The organism is Hyphomicrobiales bacterium, from assembly GCA_002869065.1.
Taxonomy (GTDB): domain Bacteria; phylum Pseudomonadota; class Alphaproteobacteria; order Rhizobiales; family Rhodobiaceae; genus Rhodobium.
This window is the reverse complement of record PKTR01000002.1, coordinates 1,142,038-1,164,621: the sequence shown is the minus strand read 5'-3', so window position 1 is coordinate 1,164,621 and position 22,584 is coordinate 1,142,038. Positions and strand designations below refer to the sequence as shown.

At 65.2% G+C, this 22,584-nt stretch carries 20 protein-coding genes; 13 read left to right on the top strand and 7 right to left on the bottom strand.

The window, feature by feature from the left end; translation table 11 throughout:
- Positions 1-43 precede the first annotated feature (43 nt).
- The 9 genes from C0606_09060 to C0606_09020 all read left to right on the top strand — a co-directional run bounded on the left by C0606_09060 (position 44) and on the right by C0606_09020 (position 8,775).
- Positions 44-1,471, top strand: coding sequence for a secretin (locus tag C0606_09060; GenBank protein ID PLX38347.1), 1,428 nt, complete (start codon positions 44-46; stop codon positions 1,469-1,471).
- 2 nt (positions 1,472-1,473) lie between these two features.
- The gene (locus C0606_09055; protein PLX38346.1) at positions 1,474-1,800 is read left to right on the top strand and encodes a hypothetical protein; all 327 of its coding nucleotides are present in this window, start codon (positions 1,474-1,476) and stop codon (positions 1,798-1,800) included.
- A 7-nt stretch (positions 1,801-1,807) separates the two neighbouring features.
- Entirely contained in the window at positions 1,808-3,052 is a 1,245-nt protein-coding gene (locus C0606_09050; GenBank protein ID PLX38345.1) for a response regulator receiver protein, read from the top strand.
- A gap of 127 nt (positions 3,053-3,179) precedes the next feature.
- Entirely contained in the window at positions 3,180-4,592 is a 1,413-nt protein-coding gene (locus C0606_09045) for a type II secretion system protein E (protein ID PLX38770.1), read from the top strand.
- A 16-nt stretch (positions 4,593-4,608) separates the two neighbouring features.
- On the top strand, positions 4,609-5,583 hold the full coding sequence (locus C0606_09040; protein ID PLX38344.1) for a type II secretion system protein F: 975 nt from the start codon (positions 4,609-4,611) through the stop codon (positions 5,581-5,583).
- Complete coding sequence (locus C0606_09035; protein PLX38343.1) at positions 5,583-6,539, top strand: type II secretion protein F; 957 nt, start codon at positions 5,583-5,585, stop codon at positions 6,537-6,539. Before C0606_09040 ends, C0606_09035 begins: the two co-directional genes overlap by 1 nt.
- 418 nt (positions 6,540-6,957) lie before the next feature.
- Positions 6,958-7,371: a hypothetical protein gene (locus C0606_09030; protein PLX38769.1), complete on the top strand. Its 414-nt coding sequence runs from the start codon at positions 6,958-6,960 to the stop codon at positions 7,369-7,371.
- 110 nt (positions 7,372-7,481) lie between these two features.
- Entirely contained in the window at positions 7,482-7,958 is a 477-nt protein-coding gene (locus C0606_09025; GenBank protein ID PLX38342.1) for a hypothetical protein, read from the top strand.
- Positions 7,959-7,998: 40 nt separating this feature from the next.
- On the top strand, positions 7,999-8,775 hold the full coding sequence (locus C0606_09020) for a glutamine amidotransferase (protein ID PLX38341.1): 777 nt from the start codon (positions 7,999-8,001) through the stop codon (positions 8,773-8,775).
- 15 nt (positions 8,776-8,790) lie between these two features.
- Here C0606_09020 and C0606_09015 read toward each other — a convergent pair whose 3' ends face one another.
- The gene (locus C0606_09015) at positions 8,791-9,267 is read right to left on the bottom strand and encodes a hypothetical protein (GenBank protein ID PLX38340.1); all 477 of its coding nucleotides are present in this window, start codon (positions 9,265-9,267) and stop codon (positions 8,791-8,793) included.
- A 423-nt stretch (positions 9,268-9,690) separates the two neighbouring features.
- On the opposite strand from C0606_09015, the gene C0606_09010 reads away from it, so the two are divergent.
- Positions 9,691-10,302 carry a flavin-nucleotide-binding protein gene (locus C0606_09010; protein ID PLX38339.1) on the top strand — a complete coding sequence of 204 codons (612 nt, stop codon included), beginning with the start codon at positions 9,691-9,693 and terminating at the stop codon, positions 10,300-10,302.
- Positions 10,303-10,937: 635 nt separating this feature from the next.
- On the opposite strand, the gene C0606_09005 is transcribed toward C0606_09010, so the two are convergent.
- From C0606_09005 to C0606_08985, 5 genes are all read right to left on the bottom strand, one after another.
- Entirely contained in the window at positions 10,938-14,663 is a 3,726-nt protein-coding gene (locus tag C0606_09005; GenBank protein PLX38338.1) for a methionine synthase, read from the bottom strand.
- A gap of 91 nt (positions 14,664-14,754) precedes the next feature.
- Entirely contained in the window at positions 14,755-15,678 is a 924-nt protein-coding gene (gene metF / locus C0606_09000; GenBank protein ID PLX38337.1) for a methylenetetrahydrofolate reductase [NAD(P)H], read from the bottom strand.
- A complete protein-coding gene (locus tag C0606_08995) occupies positions 15,675-16,703 on the bottom strand; it encodes an ArsR family transcriptional regulator (protein ID PLX38336.1) in 1,029 nt (342 codons plus the stop codon). The genes metF and C0606_08995 overlap by 4 nt, the downstream gene beginning before the upstream one ends.
- 789 nt (positions 16,704-17,492) lie before the next feature.
- On the bottom strand, positions 17,493-17,699 hold the full coding sequence (locus tag C0606_08990) for a hypothetical protein (GenBank protein ID PLX38335.1): 207 nt from the start codon (positions 17,697-17,699) through the stop codon (positions 17,493-17,495).
- A gap of 12 nt (positions 17,700-17,711) precedes the next feature.
- Positions 17,712-18,605 carry a CoA ester lyase gene (locus tag C0606_08985; GenBank protein PLX38334.1) on the bottom strand — a complete coding sequence of 298 codons (894 nt, stop codon included), beginning with the start codon at positions 18,603-18,605 and terminating at the stop codon, positions 17,712-17,714.
- A gap of 275 nt (positions 18,606-18,880) precedes the next feature.
- Between C0606_08985 and C0606_08980 the strand changes: the two genes are divergently transcribed.
- The 3 genes from C0606_08980 to C0606_08970 all read left to right on the top strand — a co-directional run bounded on the left by C0606_08980 (position 18,881) and on the right by C0606_08970 (position 21,772).
- Positions 18,881-20,059: an FAD-dependent oxidoreductase gene (locus C0606_08980; GenBank protein ID PLX38333.1), complete on the top strand. Its 1,179-nt coding sequence runs from the start codon at positions 18,881-18,883 to the stop codon at positions 20,057-20,059.
- 68 nt (positions 20,060-20,127) lie between these two features.
- Complete coding sequence (locus C0606_08975) at positions 20,128-21,039, top strand: pyridoxal kinase (GenBank protein ID PLX38332.1); 912 nt, start codon at positions 20,128-20,130, stop codon at positions 21,037-21,039.
- On the top strand, positions 21,029-21,772 hold the full coding sequence (locus C0606_08970) for a DUF429 domain-containing protein (protein PLX38331.1): 744 nt from the start codon (positions 21,029-21,031) through the stop codon (positions 21,770-21,772). Before C0606_08975 ends, C0606_08970 begins: the two co-directional genes overlap by 11 nt.
- 23 nt (positions 21,773-21,795) lie before the next feature.
- Here C0606_08970 and C0606_08965 read toward each other — a convergent pair whose 3' ends face one another.
- Positions 21,796-22,509, bottom strand: coding sequence for a hypothetical protein (locus tag C0606_08965; protein PLX38330.1), 714 nt, complete (start codon positions 22,507-22,509; stop codon positions 21,796-21,798).
- Between the last annotated feature and the right edge of the window lie 75 nt (positions 22,510-22,584).

The window sequence follows — 22,584 nt, the reverse complement described above, 5'->3', positions numbered from 1 at the left end:
GACCCCGGCCGTCCCCCGCGCTCCAATAAAGAAGACAGCCGCCATGCCCCTCGCTCCCGCAAAGTCCCACCCGACACAGGCGCTCCACCCTGCCTCGGCCCTGAAATGGCTGTGCCTTGCGCTTGCCGCCGCGATCCTCACCGCCGCCCTGCCGCTCGGCCCGGTGCCCGCACGGGCCGACACGCCGCTCCTGACCGCATCCGGAGATCCGCTGTCGCTGCGGCTCGCCAAGGGCAAGTCGCGCACCATCCGAACCGATCTGAGCTTCGTCGATATCGTCGTCGGCGATCCGGCGATCGCCGAGGTCGCCCCTTTGACCGACCGCTCGCTCTATGTGCTCGGCAAGGGCATCGGCACCACCAGCGTCACCGTCTATGACGCCAAGAAGGCTCTCGTCGGCATCATCGAGGTCGAGGTGGCCTACGACACCCAGACCCTGGCACGCATGCTGCGCAAGCGCGTTCCCGGCGCCGACATCCAAGTCAGCTCGATCAATGGCCGCATCGTGCTGTCGGGAACGGCCCCCGACACGCCGACCCTCGACAAGGCTATGACCATCGCCAACCAGTACGGCAAGGAGGTCCTCAATCAGGTCTCCATCAACCGCTCGCAGCAGGTCATGCTGGAAGTCCGCTTCCTTGAAGCCTCACGCTCGGCCAACAAGGAGCTCGGCATCGGTTGGGAAGTGGCCGGCAACAATATCGCCGGCGTCACCGGCATCACCGGCCTTGCCAGCGGCGCGACCCCGTTCGGCGCGGTGCTTGGCCGCGTCATCGACCGCGGTGTGACCGTCGACTCGCTGATCCAGGCGCTTGAGCGCAAGGGCGTCGCCCGCCGCCTCGCCGAACCGAATCTGGTCGCCATGTCCGGCGAAAAGGCGAGCTTTCTCGCCGGCGGCGAGTTTCCGTTCCCGGTCCAGGCCAACGACAATCAGATCTCGATCGAGTTCAAACGCTTCGGCATCGGCCTCGACTTCACCCCGACCGTGCTGTCGGACAGCCTGATCAACCTGAAGATCGAACCCGAAGTCAGCCAGCTCGACCCGACCACCTCGGTCAAGATCGGCGACGTCGAGATCCCGAGCCTGATCATGCGCCGCGCCAGCACGACCGTGGAACTGCGCGACGGCCAGAGCTTCGTCATCGCCGGCCTGCTGCAGGCGAGCGCCACCACCTCGCGCGACCAGCTTCCCTGGCTCGGCGACGTGCCGGTACTCGGCACGCTGTTCAAGAGCAGCGCCTACCGCAAGTCCGAGACCGACCTTGCGATCATCATCACCCCGCATCTGGTCGAACCGACCAGCCCCGGCGACCGGCTGCGCACGCCGCACGACGCCACCCATCCGGCCAACGACGTCGACCTCTTCCTGTTCGGCAAGGATGAGGTAAAGGCCTCCACCGCCCGCACCTCGATCACCGTCGACGGCAAACGTCTTCCGGTCGGCCACATCATCGATCTGGCGAGGAACTGACCATGCAGCCGCTTCGTTCACCGCTCCTTCGCGCCGCGGCCCTCGGCCTTGTCTGCGCCGCCCTTTCCGGCTGCGCCGAATACCTGACCCGCAGCACCACCATCAGCATGCATGGCGGAGACGCGCAGGCCGCCAATGCCGCCATCCAGATGAACGATCCCTGGCCGGCGGCAGCCGCCGACCGACAGATCGACGCCGATGGCCAGCGCGCGATGAAGGCGCTCGAAACCTACCGCAATCCGCCCGCCGACGGGCGGGGCGCCGGTTCCGGCGGCGTCGGCTCCAGCGGCACGACCGGCAACCCGTCCGCCAGCTCAACAACGAAATAAGACGCCCATGCCCATTACCGCTGCCAAATCCACTGCTCATCACACGGTGTTCCTGACCTCGATGGACACCGCCTTCCTGCGCTCGGCCAACGCCACCTTCTCCGCCGACCCGGAGATCCGGCTGGCGACCATCGAAGCGCCGCTCGAACGGGTCGAGGCCCAGCTCGAGGCGAACCTGTTTTCCGCCATCATCGTCGATATCGATGCGGCGAATACCGAAAGCCTCGACGCCTTGCGCCGGCTCGCTCAGCGCGCCGCCGACCATGTGCCGATCATCGCCGTCACCCAGCAGTTCGACCAGGAAGCCGCGCGCACCCTGCTCCAGCTCCGCATCCGCGACTTCCTGGTCAAACCGGTGAAGGCCTCCGACCTGCTGCGCACCTGCAAGCGCGCCTTCGTCGATCATACAAACGCCGACACGGGCGAGGCGGAAATCTACACCTTCCTGCCCTCGGCGGGCGGCGTCGGCGTCTCAACGCTGGCGATCCAGACCGCCTTCATGCTGCACGCCCGGCCGACCCCCTCCGGCCGCCGGCCGGAAACCTGCATCGTCGACCTCGACTTCCAGCATGGCGCCATCGCCGACTACCTCGACCTCGAACCGCGTCTCGATCTGACCGAGGTGGAGCCGCGCCCGGAACGCCTCGACCGTCAGTTGCTCGAAGTCATGCTGTCGCGTCACGAGTCCGGCGTCGCCGTGATCGCCGCGCCGAACCGGCCGGCCGAGATGCGCTCCTTCGACCCTGAGGTCGTCACCCGCCTGCTCGATCTGGCGTCTGCCTATTTCGATATCGTGGTCATCGACACGCCGCGCACCTGGTTTTCCTGGACCGACAGCGTGCTGGTTGGCTCCAACCGGCTGTTCATCGTCTGCGAGACGACCGTGCCGGGCCTGCGCCACACCCAGCGGCTGATCCGCGTCATCCGCGAGCGGCTCGGCGAACGGGCGCGTCCGGAAGTGGTCGTCAACCGCTTCGAGCAGCGCATGTTCGAAAACGGCCTGCGCCGCAGCGATCTGGAAGAGACGCTCGGCGCCACCTTCGCCGGCACCATCAGCAACAACTACCGGCTGGTGCGCGAAGCGATCGATCGCGGCGTGCCGCTCAACGAAGTCGCCCCCGAAAGCAACGTCGCAAGCGATCTCGGCCGCATCATCCTGCCCGAGGACAAGGCCGCTACGGCCGGCGCCACGAGCCGCAAGCCGCTCTTGTCTTTCGGGCGCAACCTGTTTGCCCGCGCACGCCCTGCCTGAGGCCGCCGCCTCAGACCGCACTACCGCGACGGAATCGAGGAGACTGAACATGCTTGGACGTTTCAGCCGCCGCCAATTCGCCGACGACCTCCCGAGCGAGCCGGCAGGGAGCGAGCCGCCGCTTTCGGTGGTCCCACAGGCCATCGCCGAAGCGCCGGCTGCGCCGACCCCGGTGGAACCTGCGGACCCGGGCGAACGTCTCGCCGGCATCTCTTTGAGCGCGGCCAACCGCACCGCCGAGCCGACCCCCGCCGGGTCGCCGCTCGCCAGCGACCGCTTCCTCAACGCCAAGGTCAACCTGCACCGCAAGCTGATCGAGGAGTTGAACCTCGCCGCGCTCGAAAAGCTGCCCGGCGAAGCGCTGCGCAAGGAAATCCACGGCTTCGTCTCGCGCTACGTGATGGCCGAGCGCCTGGCACTGAACACCGACGAGATGGAAGCCTTCGTCGACGATCTTCTCGACGAAATGACCGGGCTTGGGCCGATCGAACCGCTGCTGAAGGATCCCTCGATCAGCGACATTCTGATCAACGGCCACAACAACGTCTTCATCGAACGCCGCGGTATGCTCGAACCGAGCCCGGTGCGCTTCAAGGACGAGGCCCACCTGCTGCGCATCGTCAACAAGATCGTCGTCGGCGTCGGCCGCCGGGTCGATGAATCCCATCCCATGTGCGACGCCCGCCTCGCCGACGGCTCGCGCGTCAACGTCGCCATCCGCCCCGTTGCCGTCGACGGCCCGCTCGTCTCGATCCGCAAATTCTCCAAGAAGCCGCTCGGTCTCGACAAGCTGGTCGAGGTCGGCGCGCTGAAGTCGCAGATGGCCGAACTTCTCGCCGCCGCCGTCAAGGCACGCGTCACCATGATCGTCTCCGGCGGCACCGGCTCGGGCAAGACCACGATGCTGAACGCATTGTCGGCCTTCATTTCCGAACGCGAGCGCCTCGTCACCATCGAGGACGCCGCCGAACTGCAGCTGCAGCAGCCCCATGTCGGGCGCATGGAGACCCGCCCGCCGAACACCGAAGGCAAGGGCGAGATTCGCCAGCGCGAACTGGTCAAGAACGCGCTGCGCATGCGCCCCGACCGCATCATCCTCGGTGAATGTCGTGGCGAAGAGGCATTCGACATGCTGCAGGCCATGAACACCGGCCACGAAGGCTCGATGGCGACCATCCACGCCAACACCCCGCGCGACGCCATCGCCCGTCTCGAACAGATGATCGGCATTGCCGGCCTGCCGATGACGGTGTCGAGCATCCGCGGCCAGGTCGTCGGCGCCATCCGCGTCATCGTCCAGCTCTCGCGGCTGTCCGACGGCAAGCGCAAGGTCACCTCGATCGCCGAGATCACCGGCCTCGAGGGCGACATCGTGCAGATGCAGGAAATCTACCGCTTCGTCCGCGACAGCACCGACGAGGACGGCACCGTGAACGGCCATTTCCAGGCAACCGGCGTGCGCCCGCGCTTCCTCACCGATCTGGTCGCCAAGGGCATCACCATCCCCGGCAGCTACTTCGATCCCTCGAAGCCGCTCTAAACGGGGAGACAGCGCCATGCCTTTCGAATTCGAGTTCCGTGACGCCTATATCGTCTACTTTTTCACCGCCGTGGCCGCGATCCTCGTCGTTGAAGCGCTCTATCTCGTCTTCTTTGCCGCTGCCGACAACCGCACCCGGCTGAACCGCCGTCTCAAGGTCATGAAGACCGAGACGGACCGGCAGGAAATCCTGCTCCGTCTGCGGCGCGAACGCGGTCTGACCTCGGACGGCGATTTCCGCCTTCCGATCGAAGCCCTCAGCCGGCTGGTACTGCAATCCGGCCTGACCATCGGCCTCGGCCGCCTCGCGGCAATCGCCGCCGGCATGGGCGTTGTCCCGTTCATCGGCATGCTTGTCTGGCAGGGCGACCCGATCAAGGCGGCTGCCGCGGGTTTCTTCGGCGTCATCCTCTTGCCGCTCTTCATCCTGCGCACCCTGCGCAATCGCCGGCATCTGAAGTTCGGCTCCCAGTTCCCCGACGCCATCGACATGATCACCCGCAGCCTCAAGGCCGGCCATCCGATTCCGGTCGCGATCGCCCTCGTCGCCCGCGAGATGCCCGATCCCGTAGGCTCCGAGTTCGGCCTCGTCGCCGACGAGGTAACCTATGGCGCGGAACTCGAAAGCGCGCTGCGCGACATGCAGAGCCGCGTCGGCCAGGAAGACCTGCCGCTGTTCGTCACCGCCGTCGCCATCCAGAGCGCCACCGGCGGCAATCTGCGCGAGATCCTCGACAACATTTCCTCGGTGATCCGCCAGCGCTTCAAGATGCGCCGCAAGGTCAAGGCGATCAGCGCCGAAGGCCGCTTTTCCGCCCTTGCCCTGTCCGCGCTGCCACTCATCCTGTTCGGCGTCATCATGCTGATCTCACCCGACTTCTACGGTGAGGTCTGGCACCTGCCGTTGACCCAGATCGGCCTCGGCGCCACCGCCGGCTGGATGCTGTTCGGCAATATCATCATGCACAAGATGGTCAAGTTCAGGATCTGATGATGTCGGCTTCAACCCTCCTTGCCGCCCTGCCGTTCAGCCCGCTGGTACTCGGTTTCGCGCTGATCGCGAGCCTCGTCGCCGGAACCGTTGCCGTTTTCGCCGGCCGCTATCTCTCGCGCCGCAGCCATATCCGTCATCGGGTGACCAATTATGAAGGGGCCACCGCCCCGACCCGCGACCGCGACGGTCGGCGCACCGCCCAGGCAATCGCCGAAAAAGCGACCAAGCATTTCGAGTCCGCGACCGAAGGCGAGCGCATCAAGACGCTGCGCCAGCGCCTCATCCGCGCCGGCTATCTCGACCCAAAAGCGGTCGGCATCTTCTTCCTTGCCCGCATCGGTGTCGCCCTCGCGCTCGCGCCGTTCGCCGCCCTCACCCTGCCGCGCCTGCTGCCCGACCTGCCGGGCGCGCTGTCCTGGGGCGTCGTCGGTCTTCTCGGTCTGGTCGGCTATCAGCTCCCGTCGATGTATATCGACCGCCGCGCCAAGCAGAACCGCTTCGAGGCCGAAGACGGCTTCCCCGATTTCCTCGATCTGATGGTGGTGTGCGCCGATTCCGGCCTGTCGATGGAAGCAGCCCTTGAGCGCGTGTCGCACGAACTGGCGGTGTCCTACCCCTCGCTGTCGACCAACCTGACGCTTGCCTCGCTCGAGATCCGCGCCGGCCACACGCTCGGCAACGCCCTCGACAATCTCGCCGACCGGCTCAACCTCGACGAAGCCCATTCCTTCGCCACCCTGTTGCAGCAATCCGAGGAACTCGGCTCGAGCCTGACCGAAGCGCTGCGCGTCTACAGCGACGACATGCGCCACAAACGGCTGTCGCGGGCCGAGGAAAAGGCCTACAGCCTGCCGGCGAAGCTCTCCATCCCGCTCACTTTGTGCATCTTCCCGGTCGTCATGATCGTCGCGCTGTTGCCGGTCATCGTCCGCATCAAGTCCGGTGTCTATTGAGGCGCCGCGCGAAGGTCGTCGACGCGGAGATCGTCCGCACGCCCGCGATGCGCGCCGCACATCCTGTTCCGGATCGGAAAAATCATCTAAACGGCGGAAAAAACAGCAATAAATAAAATCGTCCAGAGTTTCTTGAGGGTCGTTTAGAGGCTTCTCCCTAAGCTGTCACAAAGACCCCGCGCGCCTGCCCGGCAGATCCCGGATCGCCCGGCCGGCACCGTAGAAAACGACAGGACGCCCGACCATGCTCCGCCCGCTGACCTCCGCCCTCGCCATCCTCGCCGCCGCCGCGCTTGCCGGCTGCAACACACTGCCGACGCCCGAGGGCGATTTCGGCTCGTCGAGCTCGATCAGCAGCTTCGCGCCGTCGGGCAATAGCTTTGCCGGGAATGCCTATCAGGACCCCGGCGCCCGGGTCATGCCGCGCGGCACTGGCGGCTCGCCCTTTGCCAATTTCACCGGCGGCCACGACCTGCAACAGGGCAAGGATCAGTTCCGCGCCGGCAATTTCGGCCTCGCCGAAAAACACTATCGCAAGGCCGTCGAGGGCGATCCCGACAACGCCGAGGCCTGGATCGGCCTCGCCGCCTCCTACGATCAGCTCGGCCGCTTCGCCCTCGCCGACCGCGCCTACGCCCGCGCCACCGCGCTGACCGGCCAGAACGCCGTCGTTCTCAACAATCAGGGCTATTCCTACTTCCTGCGCGGCGATGTCACGCGAGCGCGAGCGAAACTGGCCGCCGCCAAGGCGCTCTCTCCGGCGACCGTCACTATCGACGGGAACCTTGCCTTGCTTGAAGAAAACCGCCGTATCGCTTCGACTGTGCGGTAACGGCAACAGCTCGCTCCCGATGGTGCGGCCCCGCGCCTTTGCCTTTGTTTTCGGCCACCCGGCTCGCTACACTGCGGGAAAACAACCACAACCGGGCATTCGAAACATCCATGTTCGATCGGCTGAAGAGCTTTTTCACCGAACTGACCCAGGACCGCGACGCCGATGCGGCCTTTGCGGCCGATGATCATCGTCTCGCCGTCGCCGCCCTGCTCGTCCACATGATCGCCGTCGACGGATCTGTGACCGGTGACGAAAAGGATCATCTGGCGACGATCCTGCGTGCCCGCTACGGTTTGAGCGAAGCTGAAACGAAAACGCTGATCGAGGCCGCCCGCGAACGCGACCGCGAGGCGGTCGATCTGTACGGCTTCACCAGCGTGCTGAAACGCGATCTCGAGGAAGACGACCGCCGCAAGGTAGTCGAAATGATGTGGGACATCGCCTACGCCGACGGCCAGCTGCACGAATTCGAGGACAACACCATCTGGCGTGTCGCCGAACTGCTCGGCATCTCGTCGCGCGACCGCATCGCCCTACGTCAGAAGGTGGAAGCCCGCAGCGCCGCGGAGAAACCGGACTCTTGACCCTCACCTTTTTCGGCCCGACAGACCCCGCACAAACCCGATGACCGCCTTGCCTCGCATCAGCCACGACCCGGACCGTCCCAAAAGCGTTCTCATCGTCCTGCATCAGGAGCACTCGACGCCCGGCCGCGTCGGCCAGGCGCTCGCGGCGCGCGGATTTGCGCTCGATATCCGCCGGCCGCGCTTCGGCGATCCGTTGCCCAAGACCATGGCCGATCACGCCGGAGCGGTGGTGTTCGGCGGCCCGATGAGCGCCAACGACACCGAAGCCTACATGCACCGCGAGACCGACTGGCTCGGCGTGCCGCTGAAAGAGGAAAAGCCGTTCCTCGGCATCTGTCTCGGCGCACAGATGATGGTTCGCCATCTTGGCGGCACCGTCTACACGCACCCGGAATGCTGCGTCGAGGTCGGCTACTATCCCGTTCATCCGACCGCGGCCGGCAAGGAGATGGTTGGTCGCTGGCCGGCCAAGTTCTACCAGTGGCACCGCGAGGGATTCGAGCTGCCGAAGGACGCGACCCTGCTCGCCACCGGCGATCTGTTTCCCAACCAGGCCTACCGTGTCGGCCCCGCCGCCTACGGCATCCAGTTCCACCCCGAGCTGACGCTCGCCATGATGCACCGCTGGACGGTGAAGGGCGCGGAACGCATGAAGATGCCCTGCGCGCAGGGACGCCGCGACCATTTCGCCGGCCGCGCGCTTTACGACCCGCCGGTGAAAACCTGGCTGTCGAACTTCCTCGATATGTGGATCGGCGATCTCCGCCAACCCGGCAAGCCGGTCACGGTCAAGGACCCGCTGGCGCTGACCTGACCGGCCCCAATCGAGTTATTTGCAGGCGCCCGCCGGGGCCGGATAGAGCAGGAGCACCCGGTCGTCGCCTTCCGTCGCGAGATCCGGCGTGAATCCCGCCGCCCCTTCCAGCATGAAGAAGTTGCCGACCGCGATGCGAATGCCGTTCTTGCGCGGCGTGATCGTCATCGACCCGCCGTCGCCTTCCATATTGCAGGCCGCGCCCTCGCCGCTCGCATTGCAATAGGCAAAGCCGTCATAGAGCGCGTCGCTGCCGCGCAGCTTGAGACCGATATGCAGGATCGCCTTGGTGTCGGGATCGCTGTGGCCGGTCGACACGATGAAGATCGATTCCACATTCTGCGCCGGGTTCTTCGCCAGATGTGCCGCATCGTAGCGCCGCGCGAAGCAGGAATCGCCCGCATTGCCGAACGCGCTCGACAGAAAGTCCGCCGCAGCAGCCGGCGCGGCGAACACGGCGAGCGCAACAAGGCCCGCAAACAGTCGTTTCATGGCTTCCCTCCGTTTCCCCCCGGTTAATTTCGAAGGTGGCACGGGTCCCCATCAAGGGCAATGCCACCGGCCGCGATCCGTGCAATCTGCAAGCATCGTTGCAAATTGCAATGCGCTGTTCGTAAAGGCTTTCTCACCAAACGCCCGGCTCGTGTGGATCAGAACACGCCCGACCACAACATCTCGTAGGCCGGCGCGCGGCCACGATTTGGCAAGGCCTTTGCTCTTTCATAGTCGTGCTGACATCTGGTTGTGCGTAGTCAGCGTTCCGGGCGGAGGAAGGCTCGTAACCGCGACCCTCACGGGCCATCCTCCGTCTCGGTCTTTTCCCGAACATCGCTATTCGATCTGGAACCGTCATACCGCGACGGTCATCGCTCCGTTATGCTCCGTGCTTCGCGTAGCGCATCGGGGGAGCGATCCATGACAATGATTTCGACGGTTGAAGAGCTGCGACGCATCTACGACCTGCCGCAACTCGCCTCGACGGCGAAGGAAATCGACCGCATCACCCCGCACTACCGGGCGCTGATCGAAGCATCCCCCTTTGTGGCTGTCGCCACTGCCGGCCCGGACGGGCTCGACTGTTCGCCGCGCGGCGATGCCGGCTCCGTCGTTCATATCCACGACGAAAAGACGCTGATGCTGCCCGACCGGCGCGGCAACAACCGTATCGATACGCTGATCAACATCGTCCACGACCCGCGCGTCGGTCTCATGTTCCTCATTCCCGGCAGCGGCACCACGCTGCGCATCAACGGCACGGCAACGCTCTCCGTCGAGCCGGATCTGCTCGCCTCCTTCGCCGTCGACGGCAAGGAACCGCGCTCGGTCATGGTAATCGCCGTCGAGACGGTGTTCTTCCAGTGCGCGCGGGCAATCGTCCGCGCCGATTTGTGGAACCCGGAAAAACACGTCGACCCGGCAAGCCTGCCGACGCCGGGGGATATCCTCGCCGATCTCAGCAAGAACCTCGTCGGCGGTGCCGACTACGACCGCGAATGGCCCGAGCGCGCGAAGAAGACCATGTGGTGAGAGCGGCGCAGGACTCCGAAACGAGTCCGTGGCACTTCGATACCCTTCGCCGCGTTACTCTCCTGCGTCATCCCCCGGCTTGACCGGAGGATCAGGCGGCAACGGATACGGCATCCGCATTTTGCGCAGGGCGGGACACGGCAAACCCTCCGCACATCAACGCAACGCATCCCGTGTGGAACACGATCCTCCGGTCAAGCCGGAGGATGACGTGAGAAGGTGAGACCGATGCCGCATTGCCAATTGGCAGGGCGTTGCCGCTTGCTCCCTCTCAGCCGTCGTCATGCCGGACTTGATCCGGCATCCAATGGCGCATGACCAAATTGGAAGCGGTCGCGATTAGCGCAAAGCACTTGCCACGAGTCGCGCCGACATACCGTTTCGAGACGGGCAATAGACCCCGGGTCAAGCCCGGGGTGACCGGGAGTGGGGAGGCAGGCGCAGTGCCCTCATCGGGCACGCCCGGCCCGCAGGGCCGCAAGGCCGAACGGCCGCCGCCCGGCGGCAAGTCGGGTGTTCCCGACTTACCCAATCAAAGACCCAACACGGGAACACCCGTGTTGAGGGCGCGCCCTCGCGGAGACCAGCGGTCGAAGACCGCGCACGGTCGTAAGCGGAATAGGATCAAGCGCGCCTTACTCCGCCGCGTCGCGCGAGGCCGGATCGTAGTTGAGGATCGGCGCCAGCCAGCGCTCGGCTTCCTCAATCGGCCAGCCCTTACGCCGCGCATAGTCCGCCACCTGGTCGGCCTCGATCTTGCCAACACCGAAATAGTGGCTGTCGGGATGGGCGAAATAAAGTCCGGAGACCGACGCCGCCGGCCACATGGCGCAGCTTTCGGTGAGCGAAATCCCGGTCGCGGCTTCCGCGTCGAGCAGCGCGAACAGCGTACGCTTTTCCGTGTGGTCCGGCTGCGCGGGATAGCCCGGCGCCGGGCGGATGCCGCGATAGCGTTCGGCGATCAGCTCGGCCGGCGTGAAGGCCTCGTCCGCCGCATAGCCCCACAGCTCGGTGCGCACAAGCCGGTGCATGTATTCGGCAAAGGCCTCCGCCAACCGGTCGGCGAGCGACTGGGCAAGGATCTTGCTGTAGTCGTCATTGGCCTTGGCGAAGCGCTCCGCCATCGCCTGTTCGCCGATGCCTGCGGTTACCGCAAAGCCGCCGACATAGTCCGCAACGCTCTCGTCGAGCGGCGCGATGAAATCGGCAAGCGCCACATTGCCGCGTTCGCCTTCGCGGGCGATCTGCTGGCGCAGCGTATGCAGCACCGCACGCCGGTCGCCCCTGCTGTCGTCTTCGAACAGAACGATGTCGTCGCCGTCGCGCGCCGCCGGCCAGAAGCCGACCACGCCCTTCGCCGTCAGCCACTTCTCCTCGACCATGCGATGGAGCATGGCTTCGGCATCGGCAAACAGGGCGCGCGCCGCGGGTCCCCGCTGCGCATCTGCCAGGATCGCCGGATAACGCCCGACCATCTCCCAGGTCGCGAAGAACGGCGTCCAGTCGATGTACGGCACCAGCGTCTCGAGCGGCACCTCGATCGCACGGGTCCCGAGGAAGCTCGGCTTCTGAGGTGCGTTGCCGGCAAAATCATATTTCGGCGCATTGGCTTGCGCGTCCGCAAGGTTCAGCCGCTGACGGCCCGAACGGCCGCGCGCATGGCCCGCCTGAATTTCCGCATAGTCGGCGCGGATCTCGTCGTAATAGGCAGCGCGCTCGGACCCGACAAGGCGCGCGGCAACGCCGACCGCCCGGCTCGCGTCGGTGACATAGATCGCCTGACCGCGCTTGTAGTTCGGATGGATCTTGACCGCGGTATGCACCCGGCTCGTTGTCGCCCCGCCGATCATCAGCGGCAGATCCATGCCCTCGCGTTCCATCTCGGCGGCGATGTGGCACATCTCGTCGAGCGACGGCGTGATCAGTCCCGACAGGCCGATGATGTCCGCCTTCGCTTCCCGCGCCTTCTCGAGGATCGTCTGCATCGGCACCATGACGCCAAGATCGACCACCTCGAAATTGTTGCACTGGAGAACGACGCCGACGATGTTCTTGCCGATGTCATGCACGTCACCCTTCACGGTCGCGAGCAGAATACGACCGGCGCTCGACGTGCCGCCGCCGCCTGCTTCCTGCTCGGCTTCGAGGAACGGCATCAGATAGGCGACCGCCTGCTTCATCACGCGCGCCGACTTGACCACCTGCGGCAGGAACATCTTGCCCGAGCCGAACAGGTCGCCGACCACGTTCATGCCGGCCATCAGCGGGCCCTCGATGACATGGAGCGGACGGCCGAGCGCCTGGCGCGCCTCTTCCACGTCTTCCTCGATGAAATCGGTGATGCCGGCGACGAGCGCATGCGAAAGCCGCTTCTCGACCGGCCAGCCGCGCCATTCCAGATTGACCACCTTCGGCTTGCCCGGCTCGCCCTTGAAGGTCGGCGCGGCATCGACGAGGCGCTCGGTCGCGCCCGCGTCGCGGTTCAGCACGACGTCCTCGCAAAGCGTGCGCAGTCCGGCGTCGAGATCATCATAGACGCCGAGCTGGCCGGCATTGACGATGCCCATGTCCATACCCGCCGCGATCGCGTGGTAAAGGAACACCGTGTGCATCGCCTCGCGCACCGGTTCGTTGCCGCGGAACGAGAAGGAAAGGTTCGACACGCCGCCCGAGACATGGGCGTGGGCCAGGTTCTCGCGGATCCAACGGGTCGCCTCGATGAAGGCAACGCCGTAGCCATTGTGCTCCTCGATGCCGGTCGCCACCGCGAACACGTTCGGATCGAAGATGATGTCTTCCGGCGGGAAGCCGACCTTGTCGACCAGAACCCGGTAGCTGCGCTCGGTGATCGCCTTCTTGCGCTCCAGCGTATCGGCCTGTCCGTCCTCGTCGAACGCCATCACGACCACTGCCGCGCCATAGCGCCGGGCCAAAGATGCCTGTTCGATAAATCTTTCCTCGCCTTCCTTCAGCGAGATCGAATTGACGATCGGCTTGCCCTGCACGCATTTCAGTCCGGCCTCGATCACCTCCCACTTCGAGGAGTCGATCATCACCGGCACCTTGGCGATATCCGGCTCCGCCGCCATCAGGTTGAGGAAGGTGACCATGGCCGCTTCGGAATCGAGCAGCCCCTCGTCCATATTGACGTCGATCACCTGGGCGCCGTTCTCGACCTGATTGCGCGCCACATCGAGCGCGGTCGTGTAGTCGCCTTCCTTGATCAGCTTGCGGAAGCGTGCCGAGCCGGTGACGTTGGTGCGTTCGCCGACATTGACGAAATTGGTCTCCGCCGTCAGCGTGAACGGCTCCAGCCCGGAAAGACGCATCAGCGGATCGAGTTTCGGCAGCGCGCGCGGCGTCTTTCCCGCGACGGCGTCCGCGATGGCGCCGATATGGTCCGGCGTCGTGCCGCAGCAGCCGCCGACCACATTGACCAGCCCGGCCTCGGCGAACTCGCCGACGAGCTTCGCCATCGCCCCCGGGCTCTCGTCATACTCGCCGAATTCGTTCGGCAGGCCGGCATTCGGATAGGCGCAGACGAAGGTGTCGGCAACGCGGGAAAGCTCGGCGATGTGGGCGCGCATTTCCTTTGCGCCGAGCGCGCAGTTGAGACCGATGGAGAACGGTTCCGCGTGCCGCATCGAGTACCAGAACGCCGACGGTGTCTGGCCCGACAGGGTGCGGCCGGACAGATCCGTGATCGTGCCCGAAATCATGACCGGAAGAGTCATGTTTTTCTCGACAAACACTTCCTCCGCTGCAAAGATCGCCGCCTTGGCGTTCAGCGTGTCGAAAATCGTCTCGATCAGGATGATGTCGGCACCGCCATCGATGAGCCCGCGCACGGCTTCGCCGTAGGCGATGCGCAGATCGTCGAAGGTGACGGCGCGGTAGCCCGGATCGTTGACGTCCGGCGACAGCGACGCGGTGCGGTTGGTCGGCCCGAGCGCGCCGGCAACGAAGCGCGGCCGGTCCGGGTTCTCGGCCATTGCCGCTTCGCAGGCTTCCCTGGCGAGCCGCGCGGCTTCCCGGTTCAGCTCATAGGCCAGCGCCTCCATGCCGTAATCGGCCTGGGCAATCGAGGTCGAGGAAAAGGTGTTCGTCTCGACGATGTCGGCGCCGGCGTCGATATACTCTTTGTGGATGGCGCGGATCGCATCCGGCTGAGTGAGGTTCAGAAGGTCGTTGTTGCCCTTCACGTCCTTTTCCCAGTCGGCGAAGCGCGCGCCGCGATACCCCGCCTCGTCGAGCTTGAGCTGCTGGATCATCGTGCCCATCGCGCCGTCGAGCACAAGAATGCGCTCGCGGGCAGCGGCATAAAGCGGATGATCGGCGGAAACTCCGTTCGGCTTCGACATAAGATTATTCATTCCTGCATGTTATAGCGAAAGCCGCCCGACAGGATCGTCGGAACGGCTCTTTCAACTCGGCGAGGCGGTGCGGCCGTCGTCAGGCGGCCACCGCATCGTGGCCCGGCTTGATGCCGAGCAGATGGCAGATCGCGAAAACGAGGTCGGCGCGGTTCAGCGTGTAGAAATGGAACTCAGACACGCCGCGCGCCACCAGATCGTCGACCTGTTCGGCGGCAACCGCGGCCGCCACCAGCTTGCGCGTCTCGGCGTCGTCCTCGAGGCCCTCGAAGCGCTCGGCGAGCCGCGGCGGGATCGTCGTGCCGGTCGCCGCGCCGAACTTCGCCACCTGGGTGAAATTGTGGATCGGGATGATGCCCGGCACGATCGGAATGAAGATGCCGGCAGCCCGCACCCGCTCCAGATAGGCCTCGTAGAGATCGTTGGAGAAGAAGAACTGGGTAATCGCCCGCGTCGCGCCGGCATCGACCTTGCGCTTCAACAGGTCGATCTCGGTCTGCCAGTCGGGGCTCTCCGGGTGCTTCTCCGGATAGGCCGAAACGGAAATCTCGAAATCGGCGATCCGCTTCAGGCCGGAAATCAGATCGACCGTGCTGGCGTAGCCTTCCGGGTGCGGTTGATAAGCATTGCCGACGCCATCGACCGGATCGCCGCGCAGCGCCACGATGTGGCGCACACCGGTGTCGCGATAGGCGCGCGCCACCTCGTCGACATCCTCGCGGGTCGCGTCGACGCAGGTCAGATGCGCCGCCGGCACCATCTTCGTCTCGCGCAGGATGCGCGTTACCGTCGCGTGGGTGCGCTCACGTGTCGAGCCGCCGGCGCCATAGGTCACCGAAACGAATTCCGGCTCGAGCGGCGCCAACTTTTCGATCGAGCGCCACAGCGTCTCTTCCATCTTCTCCGTCTTAGGCGGGAAGAATTCGAACGAGACGCGGATGCGCGGCTGTTCCGGCGTGGCGGCCGCTTCGCGCGGGCTCTTTCCGTTGCCGTTCGAGGTCATGCGAATGTCTCCTGAGAGGAAAGGGCCGGGGTGTCCGCCATCAGAATGCGCGGATCCTTGAACAGCCACAGCGTTACGGTAAGTTTGCCGGTCTCGGATTGCTCCGGCGCCAGGTCTCGGATCTCCTCCGTCACCAGCCCGGCGTCCGCCGCCCATTGCTCGACCTGCGCATGCGAGAAACCGAGGCGGCGATGCGCCTGCTCGCTGCGCAGGAATTCGAGGTCGTGCGGCGCGAAATCGACAACGAGAATACGCCCGCCGGGCCGCACGATGCGTGCGGCTTCGCGCAACGCCCGCGCCGGATCGGCGAGAAAATGCAGCACCTGGTGAATGGTGACGAGATCATACGACCCGCTCGCCAGCGGCAGCGCGTAGAGATCGCCCTGCCGGACCTGCGCTTCGCCGCCCGTCGCGCTCGGATCGAGCCGGTCGAGATTGGCGCGCGCCACCGCCAGCATCGAATGGCTGGCATCGATGCCCACCGCGCGGCCATAGAGCGGACGGAACAGTTCGAGCAACCGGCCGGTACCGGTGCCGAGATCGGCCATCATTTCGAACGGCCGGTCGCCGACCACCGAGGCCATCGCCGCTTCGACCGACGTTTCCGGCGCATGCAGCGAGCGGATGCGATCCCACTCGGCGGCACTCGCGGCGAAATAGCGATCGGCCTCGGCGCGCTGCGCCTCCTTTAGCCCCTCGAACCGCGCGCGGTCGCCGGCAAGCACCGGGTCGCCGAGGTCGAGATGGCCGATCAGGCTGGTCAAAAGCTCGACCGCACCCGCCCCTTCGGCCAGCCGGAAATAGGCCCACGCCCCTTCCGGCAGCCGCTCGATCAGTCCGGCTTCAAGAAGCAGTTTGAGATGGCGCGAAATGCGTGGCTGGCTCTGGCCGAGAATAGCGGTCAGATCCTTCACCGTCAGCTCGCCCTGCGCCAGCAGCGCGACGATGCGGATACGCGTGACCTCACCCATGGCCTTCAGACCATTGATGAGCACGGGAACGGGAAGGGCCGACTTGTTGAGCATCACGACACGCACAAAATTGATATAAAGATATCTTTATGTCTATCGTGACGGGTTGTCAAGGAGAGGGAGAACTGGTTTTCGCTGACGACTGAGCGCGGACTACCGCCCGCCAGCCTCCGCGAGGGCGCCCTCAACACGGGTGCTCCCGTGTTGACTCTGCGACATGCGCAAGTCGGGAACACCCGACTTGCCGCCCGGCGGCGGCCAGTCGGCCTTGCGACCCCTGCGGGTTCGGGCGTGCAATACGGCAAAGCGGATGGGCACTGCGCTTGCCTACCCACTCCCCCGTCACCCCGGCCTTGAGCCGGGGCCCATTGCCCCTCTCGGAACGGTAGCCCGGTGGCGGTTTGTTTTCGGCGCGTCGTTCTGCTCACATCCGCCATCAATATCGGCAAAGGCCATTGGATGCCGGATCAAGTCCGGCATGACGACGGCTGGGAGGGAGCAAGCGGCAACGCCCTGCCCATTGGCGAATACGGCATCTTTCCCACCCCTCCCTCGTCATCCTCCGGCTCGACCGGAGGATCGCTCTCAACACGAAAGACCTCGAGGTTCGCAAGACGTTCCAAGCCTGATCCGCTCATGCAGAAAGCACGGCCGCCACGCTTTTCGCCGGCCGATCGTCCGGTCGAGCCGGAGGATGACGCATCAGGGACAAATCGGCAGAACGCTTCCCCACAAAGGAAACGCTTCACTCTCGACTGTATAGGCTTAACGCCAATGCCATTGGATGCCGAGCCAAGCCCGGCATGACCACGGAGAAAGCGAGCGCTCCGAATACTGTGGCGCTTACCACTCACCCAGCTTGACGTCGTCGGTGTACTCGACGCCGGGGACCTCTTTCGTCACTGCCTGACCGCACATGACACGCCCCGTGGTCGCATCGAACGTCAGGCTCGGTGAGCCATGCAGCACCCAGCCCTTGTTGAGCGCGGCCGAAACCCGCTTGCAGAACGCCGCATCGTCGGGGCCGGTGAGAAATCGATAGAGCTGCATAATAGAACCCCGTCAGGCGCCCGCACGCGCGGCCATCGCTTCGGCGACGGCGACCGTGCGCCGCGCCATGTCGGCGTGCAGCAGCTCGACCATCTTGCCCTCGATGCGGATCGCGCCCTTGCCGGCGTTTTCCGGCTCGTCGAAGGCGGCGATGATGGTTTTCGCCCAGGCGACCTCGTCGGCGCTCGGCGCGAAGATCTCGTTGCACGGCGCGACCTGCTTCGGGTGGATCAGCGTCTTGCCGTCCATGCCGAAATCCCGGCCCTGCGCACATTCTTCCGCGAAGCCTTCCTCATTGCCGAAGTCGTTGTAGACGCCATCGATGATGTCGAGGCCATAGGCCCGTGCCGCGGCAACGCAGGTCGACAGCCAGGAGACCATCGGCTGGCGACCGGGCAGGATGCGCGCCCGCGTATCCTTGGCGAGATCGTTGGTGCCCATGACGAAGGCCTTCAACCGCCGCCCGTCGGGCCCGTTGACGGCCGCCGCGATCTCTTCGGCGTGCAGCATCGCCCGCGGCGTTTCCATCATCACCCAGAGCTTCAGAGAAGCCTCGGCGCCCGCGCTATCGAGCCGCTGGCCGATCTCGAAGACATCCGCCGCCGTGCTCACTTTCGGCGCCAGAATGGCGTCCGGGTTTGCCGAAACCGCGATTTCCAGATCCGCCTCGCCCCATGCCGAGGTGATCGCGTTGATGCGAATGATCAACTCACGATTGCCGTAGCCGCCGCCGCGCACCGCGTCGAACACGTTCTTGCGCGCCTGCGCCTTTTCTTCCGGCGCAACGGCATCTTCCAGATCGAGGATCAAACAATCCGCATCAAGGGTCTTGGCCTTTTCCAATGCACGGGTGTTCGAGCCCGGCATGTAAAGGACGCTGCGACGGGGGCGCAGTTGCTCGCTCATGGGAATAGTTCCTTTTGTAATCACTTATTCCTACTCACCTAAGGGCAGGGTTGCAAATAGTGCTTTCGGCAAACATTACGATCACCGGACCGAACAATGATCCGATGCCGTCAAATACTGGCGGAACCATTGCCACGAACAAGCTCATCCGGTCCCGCAACAGTCTCGACGGATAGGCTCTATCCTTCTGATTTGAAGTGTGTTTTGCTCGGGAAATCGCGGCAAATCGGAGCCCATTCGCCGAAGCCGTCTGGCGTTGAAAAAAAGGTGCGCACATGCCTGCCGATTTTTATGATGTCGTCATTGCCGGAGGCGCCGCCGTCGGCGCGAGTGTTGCCTGGTTCCTCGCTCGCGAACCCGGCTTCTCCGGCTCCATTGCGGTCATCGAGCGCGATCCCGCGTTTGCCCGTGCCGCGACGACACTGTCGGCGGCGTCGATTCGCCAGCAATTCTCTACCCCCGAGAACATCCGCCTGTCGCAATTCGGCCTTGGCTTCCTGCGTGATCTGAAAACCCATTTCGGGCCCGATGCCGATGTCGGCTTCCGCGAACAGGGTTATCTCATCCTGTCGAGCGAGGCCGGCGTCGAGCGGCTGCGCGCCAACCACGCGATCCAGATCGCCGAGGGCGCCGACATCGCCTATCTCGAACCGGTCGACCTCACGCACCGCTTCCCCTGGCTGAATGTCGAGGACCTCGCAGCCGGCGCCTATGGTCAGAGCGGCGAGGGCTGGTTCGACGCCCATGGCGTGCTGGCGCTGCTGCGCGGCGACATCAGGAAGCGGGGTGTCACGGCGATCACCGGCACCATTTCCGGCATCGAGCGCGTCGGCGACCGCATCGAAGCGGTGCGCCTCGCCGACGGACACAGGATCGCCTGCGGCACCCTGGTCAACGCGGCAGGCCCGCAGGCCGGCGATCTGGCGGAACTCGCCGGGATTTCGCTGCCGGTCGAGCCGCGCAAGCGCACCGTCTTCGTCTTCGATTGCCGCGAAAAGGTCGAGGGCATGCCGCTGATGGTCGACCCGAGCGGCATCTATGTCCGCCCCGAAGGCGCCCACTTCATCTGCGGCATGTCGCCGAAAGAAGAAGATGACGGCCGCGCCAACGATGACGATTTCGATCCCGACTGGGCCCTGTTCGAGGAAATCATCTGGCCGGCGCTCGCCCACCGCGTGCCGGCATTCGAGGCGATCAAGCTGACCAATGCCTGGGCCGGCCACTACGACTACAACCCGTTCGACCAGAACGCGATCCTCGGACCGCACAGCGAGATCGGCAATTTCCTCTTCGCCAACGGCTTCTCGGGCCACGGTCTGCAGCAAGCGCAGGCGGTCGGGCGCGCCATTTCCGAACTGATCGTCGACGGCGCCTATCGCACTCTCGACCTATCCGTGTTTTCCTATGACCGCATCGCCGCCAACCATCCGGTGCACGAACTGGCCGTCATCTGACGGCGCCCGAACCGAAAACGGCCGCGCGGCCACTTTCCACGCACGGCAGCAAAAAAACTGTACCCGCCATGCCCGCCCCCGTCAGAAAACCGGCGATCATCGTCATCACCTCGCTCGTCGCTCGCGGCTCCGTCGGCGGCCGCGGCGTTGTCTTCGCGCTCGAGCGGCTCGGCTTCCCGGTCTGGTTCGTCCCGACGATCACGCTCTCCTGGCATCCGGGCCATGGCCCCTCGACCCGGTTGGTGCCCGACATGGATGGCTTCGCCGCCATGTTGGCCGATCTCGCGAACAGCCCCTGGATCGATCAGGTCGGCGGCATCCTGACCGGCTATCTGGGTAGTCCCGAACAGGCCGAGGCGATCGCCGGGCTGATCGGCAAGGCACGCGAAAAGAACCCGGACCTGCTCTATCTCTGCGACCCGATTTCCGGCGACGCAGGCAGGCTCTACGTGCCCGAACCGACGGCCGAAGCGATCCGCGACAGGCTCCTGCCGCTCGCCGATATCGCCACCCCCAACGCTTTCGAACTCGCCTGGCTGAGCGGCATGCCGGTAACGACGCCCGCCGAGGCCGAAGCGGCCGCCCGCACCCTTTCGCCGCCGCGCATGGTCGTCTCCTCCGCGCCGGCGCTCTTCGGCAACGCCATGGCGACCATGCTGGTGGCAAAAGCCGCGTCCTCAGCCATCGTCGCCGAGCATCCGGCGATCGCCAACGCGCCGAACGGCCCCGGCGACCTGCTGTCCTCGCTGTTCCTCGCCCATCTCCTCGACGGGGCGAACGAGGAAACCGCGCTTGGCCGCGCTACCGCCACCGCGTTCGAACTGGTCGCCCGCTCGGTGAAAGCCGGCGCCGACGAGTTGTGGCTGACGACGGAACAGGGGAGCATCGTCCGCCCGACGGCTATGGTCACCATGCGGCGGCTGCAAACCCCGACGATCCGGCGCAAGGCGAACGCCCCGGACAGCGGCGATGCCGGCTGAGGACAGAGAAGACAGCGGCTGGGTCGCCGGTGTCGACGGCTGCCCGGCGGGCTGGATCGCGGCCTATCGCTCGCTCGACGACGAGCCGCCCCGCCTGCGCCTGCACGAAAGCTTTGCCGAGATCCTCGCCGCGCCGGAAAACCCGCGCGTTGTCGCCGTCGACATGCCGATCGGCCTGCCTGACCACATCGGGCCGAACGGGCGCGGACCGGAAAAAGCCGTCCGCCCTCTCCTTGGCGAGCGCCAATCCTCGGTGTTTTCGATCCCCGCCCGCGCCGCCGTCATGGCCGACAACTTCGGCGAGGCGTGCCGGCTGGCGCTCGAAACCTCGGACCCGCCACGCAAGGTGTCGCGCCAGGGCTTCGCGCTCTTCCCGAAGATCCGTGAAATCGATGCGTTGATGACGCCTGACCTCGAAGCCCGTGTTTTCGAGGTCCACCCGGAACTCGCCTTCTGGCGGCTGAATGGCGAACAGCCGATGAGCCTGCCGAAGAAGGTGAAGAGCCGGCCGAATCCGGCCGGCCTCGATCAGCGCCGGGAATTGTTGGTGCGTTTCGGCTACGAAATGGGTTTTCTCGGGCAGAAGCCACCGTGCGGCGCCGGGCCCGACGACCTCATCGACGCCTGCGTCAACGCCGTCATCGCCGAGCGCATCCTCAGCCAAAAGGCCGAGCCGTTCCCGCCCGAACCGGCGCGCGACGCCCGCGGCCTGCGCGTCGCGATCTGGGCCTGAAAAGCTACATAGCCGGCAAATGATCAGCTCTTGCGGACGACAAACACCCGGCAGGACTGGTTGGCGAGACGGCGGAAATGGCTCGCCTCTTCTTCTTCGAGAACGGTGATCGCGCCGTCATCGACGAGCCGCTTGAGCTCGCCGGCAAAGCCGAGCTTCTCGAAGATCGGCTCATAGACGTAAAAGCCGAACAGCCCGCCCGGCCGCAGGGCATCGAGCACCGGGGCAATAGCTTCGGCGCCGACATGGCCCTGCGTGTAAAGCCCCGACGAGATGGCGGCCGCATAGGTGCCCCTCTCGACCGGCAGCGGCTTGGTCGCATCCGCGACCATGAGTTCGCGATAGGCACCCGACTTTTCCGCGATCGCCACCATGTCTGGCGCGATGTCGAACCCGTCGATGGTCAGTTCCGGCCGGCACGTCTGCAGCGCCAGCGCCGTCAGCCCGGTCCCGCAACCGGCATCGAGAACAACGCCATCGAGATCCTCGAGGAATGGGCACAGAGCTTCGGCAACGACCTCGTGGCCGGAATAGCCAAGCAGCTTGACCAACAGCGGCTCATAGAGCGCCGCGAGCCGATTGTAGAGCGTATCGAAAAGCCCGCGCGCGATGGCATCGGTCTTCTGGCGCAATCCGGTTTTCGCGATCGCGGAGTTGGTCATCCTGCCTTTTCCCGTCCTTGTTGACTGTCCGGAACAACGATTTGCCGGCAAATCTTCGCTCGGATTCGAGGTCATTCCCTAACGGAATTTGACGACAATGAGATGGCAAAGGCAACGGGCAGCCCGAACGGAATGCGCTTTTCCCCAACA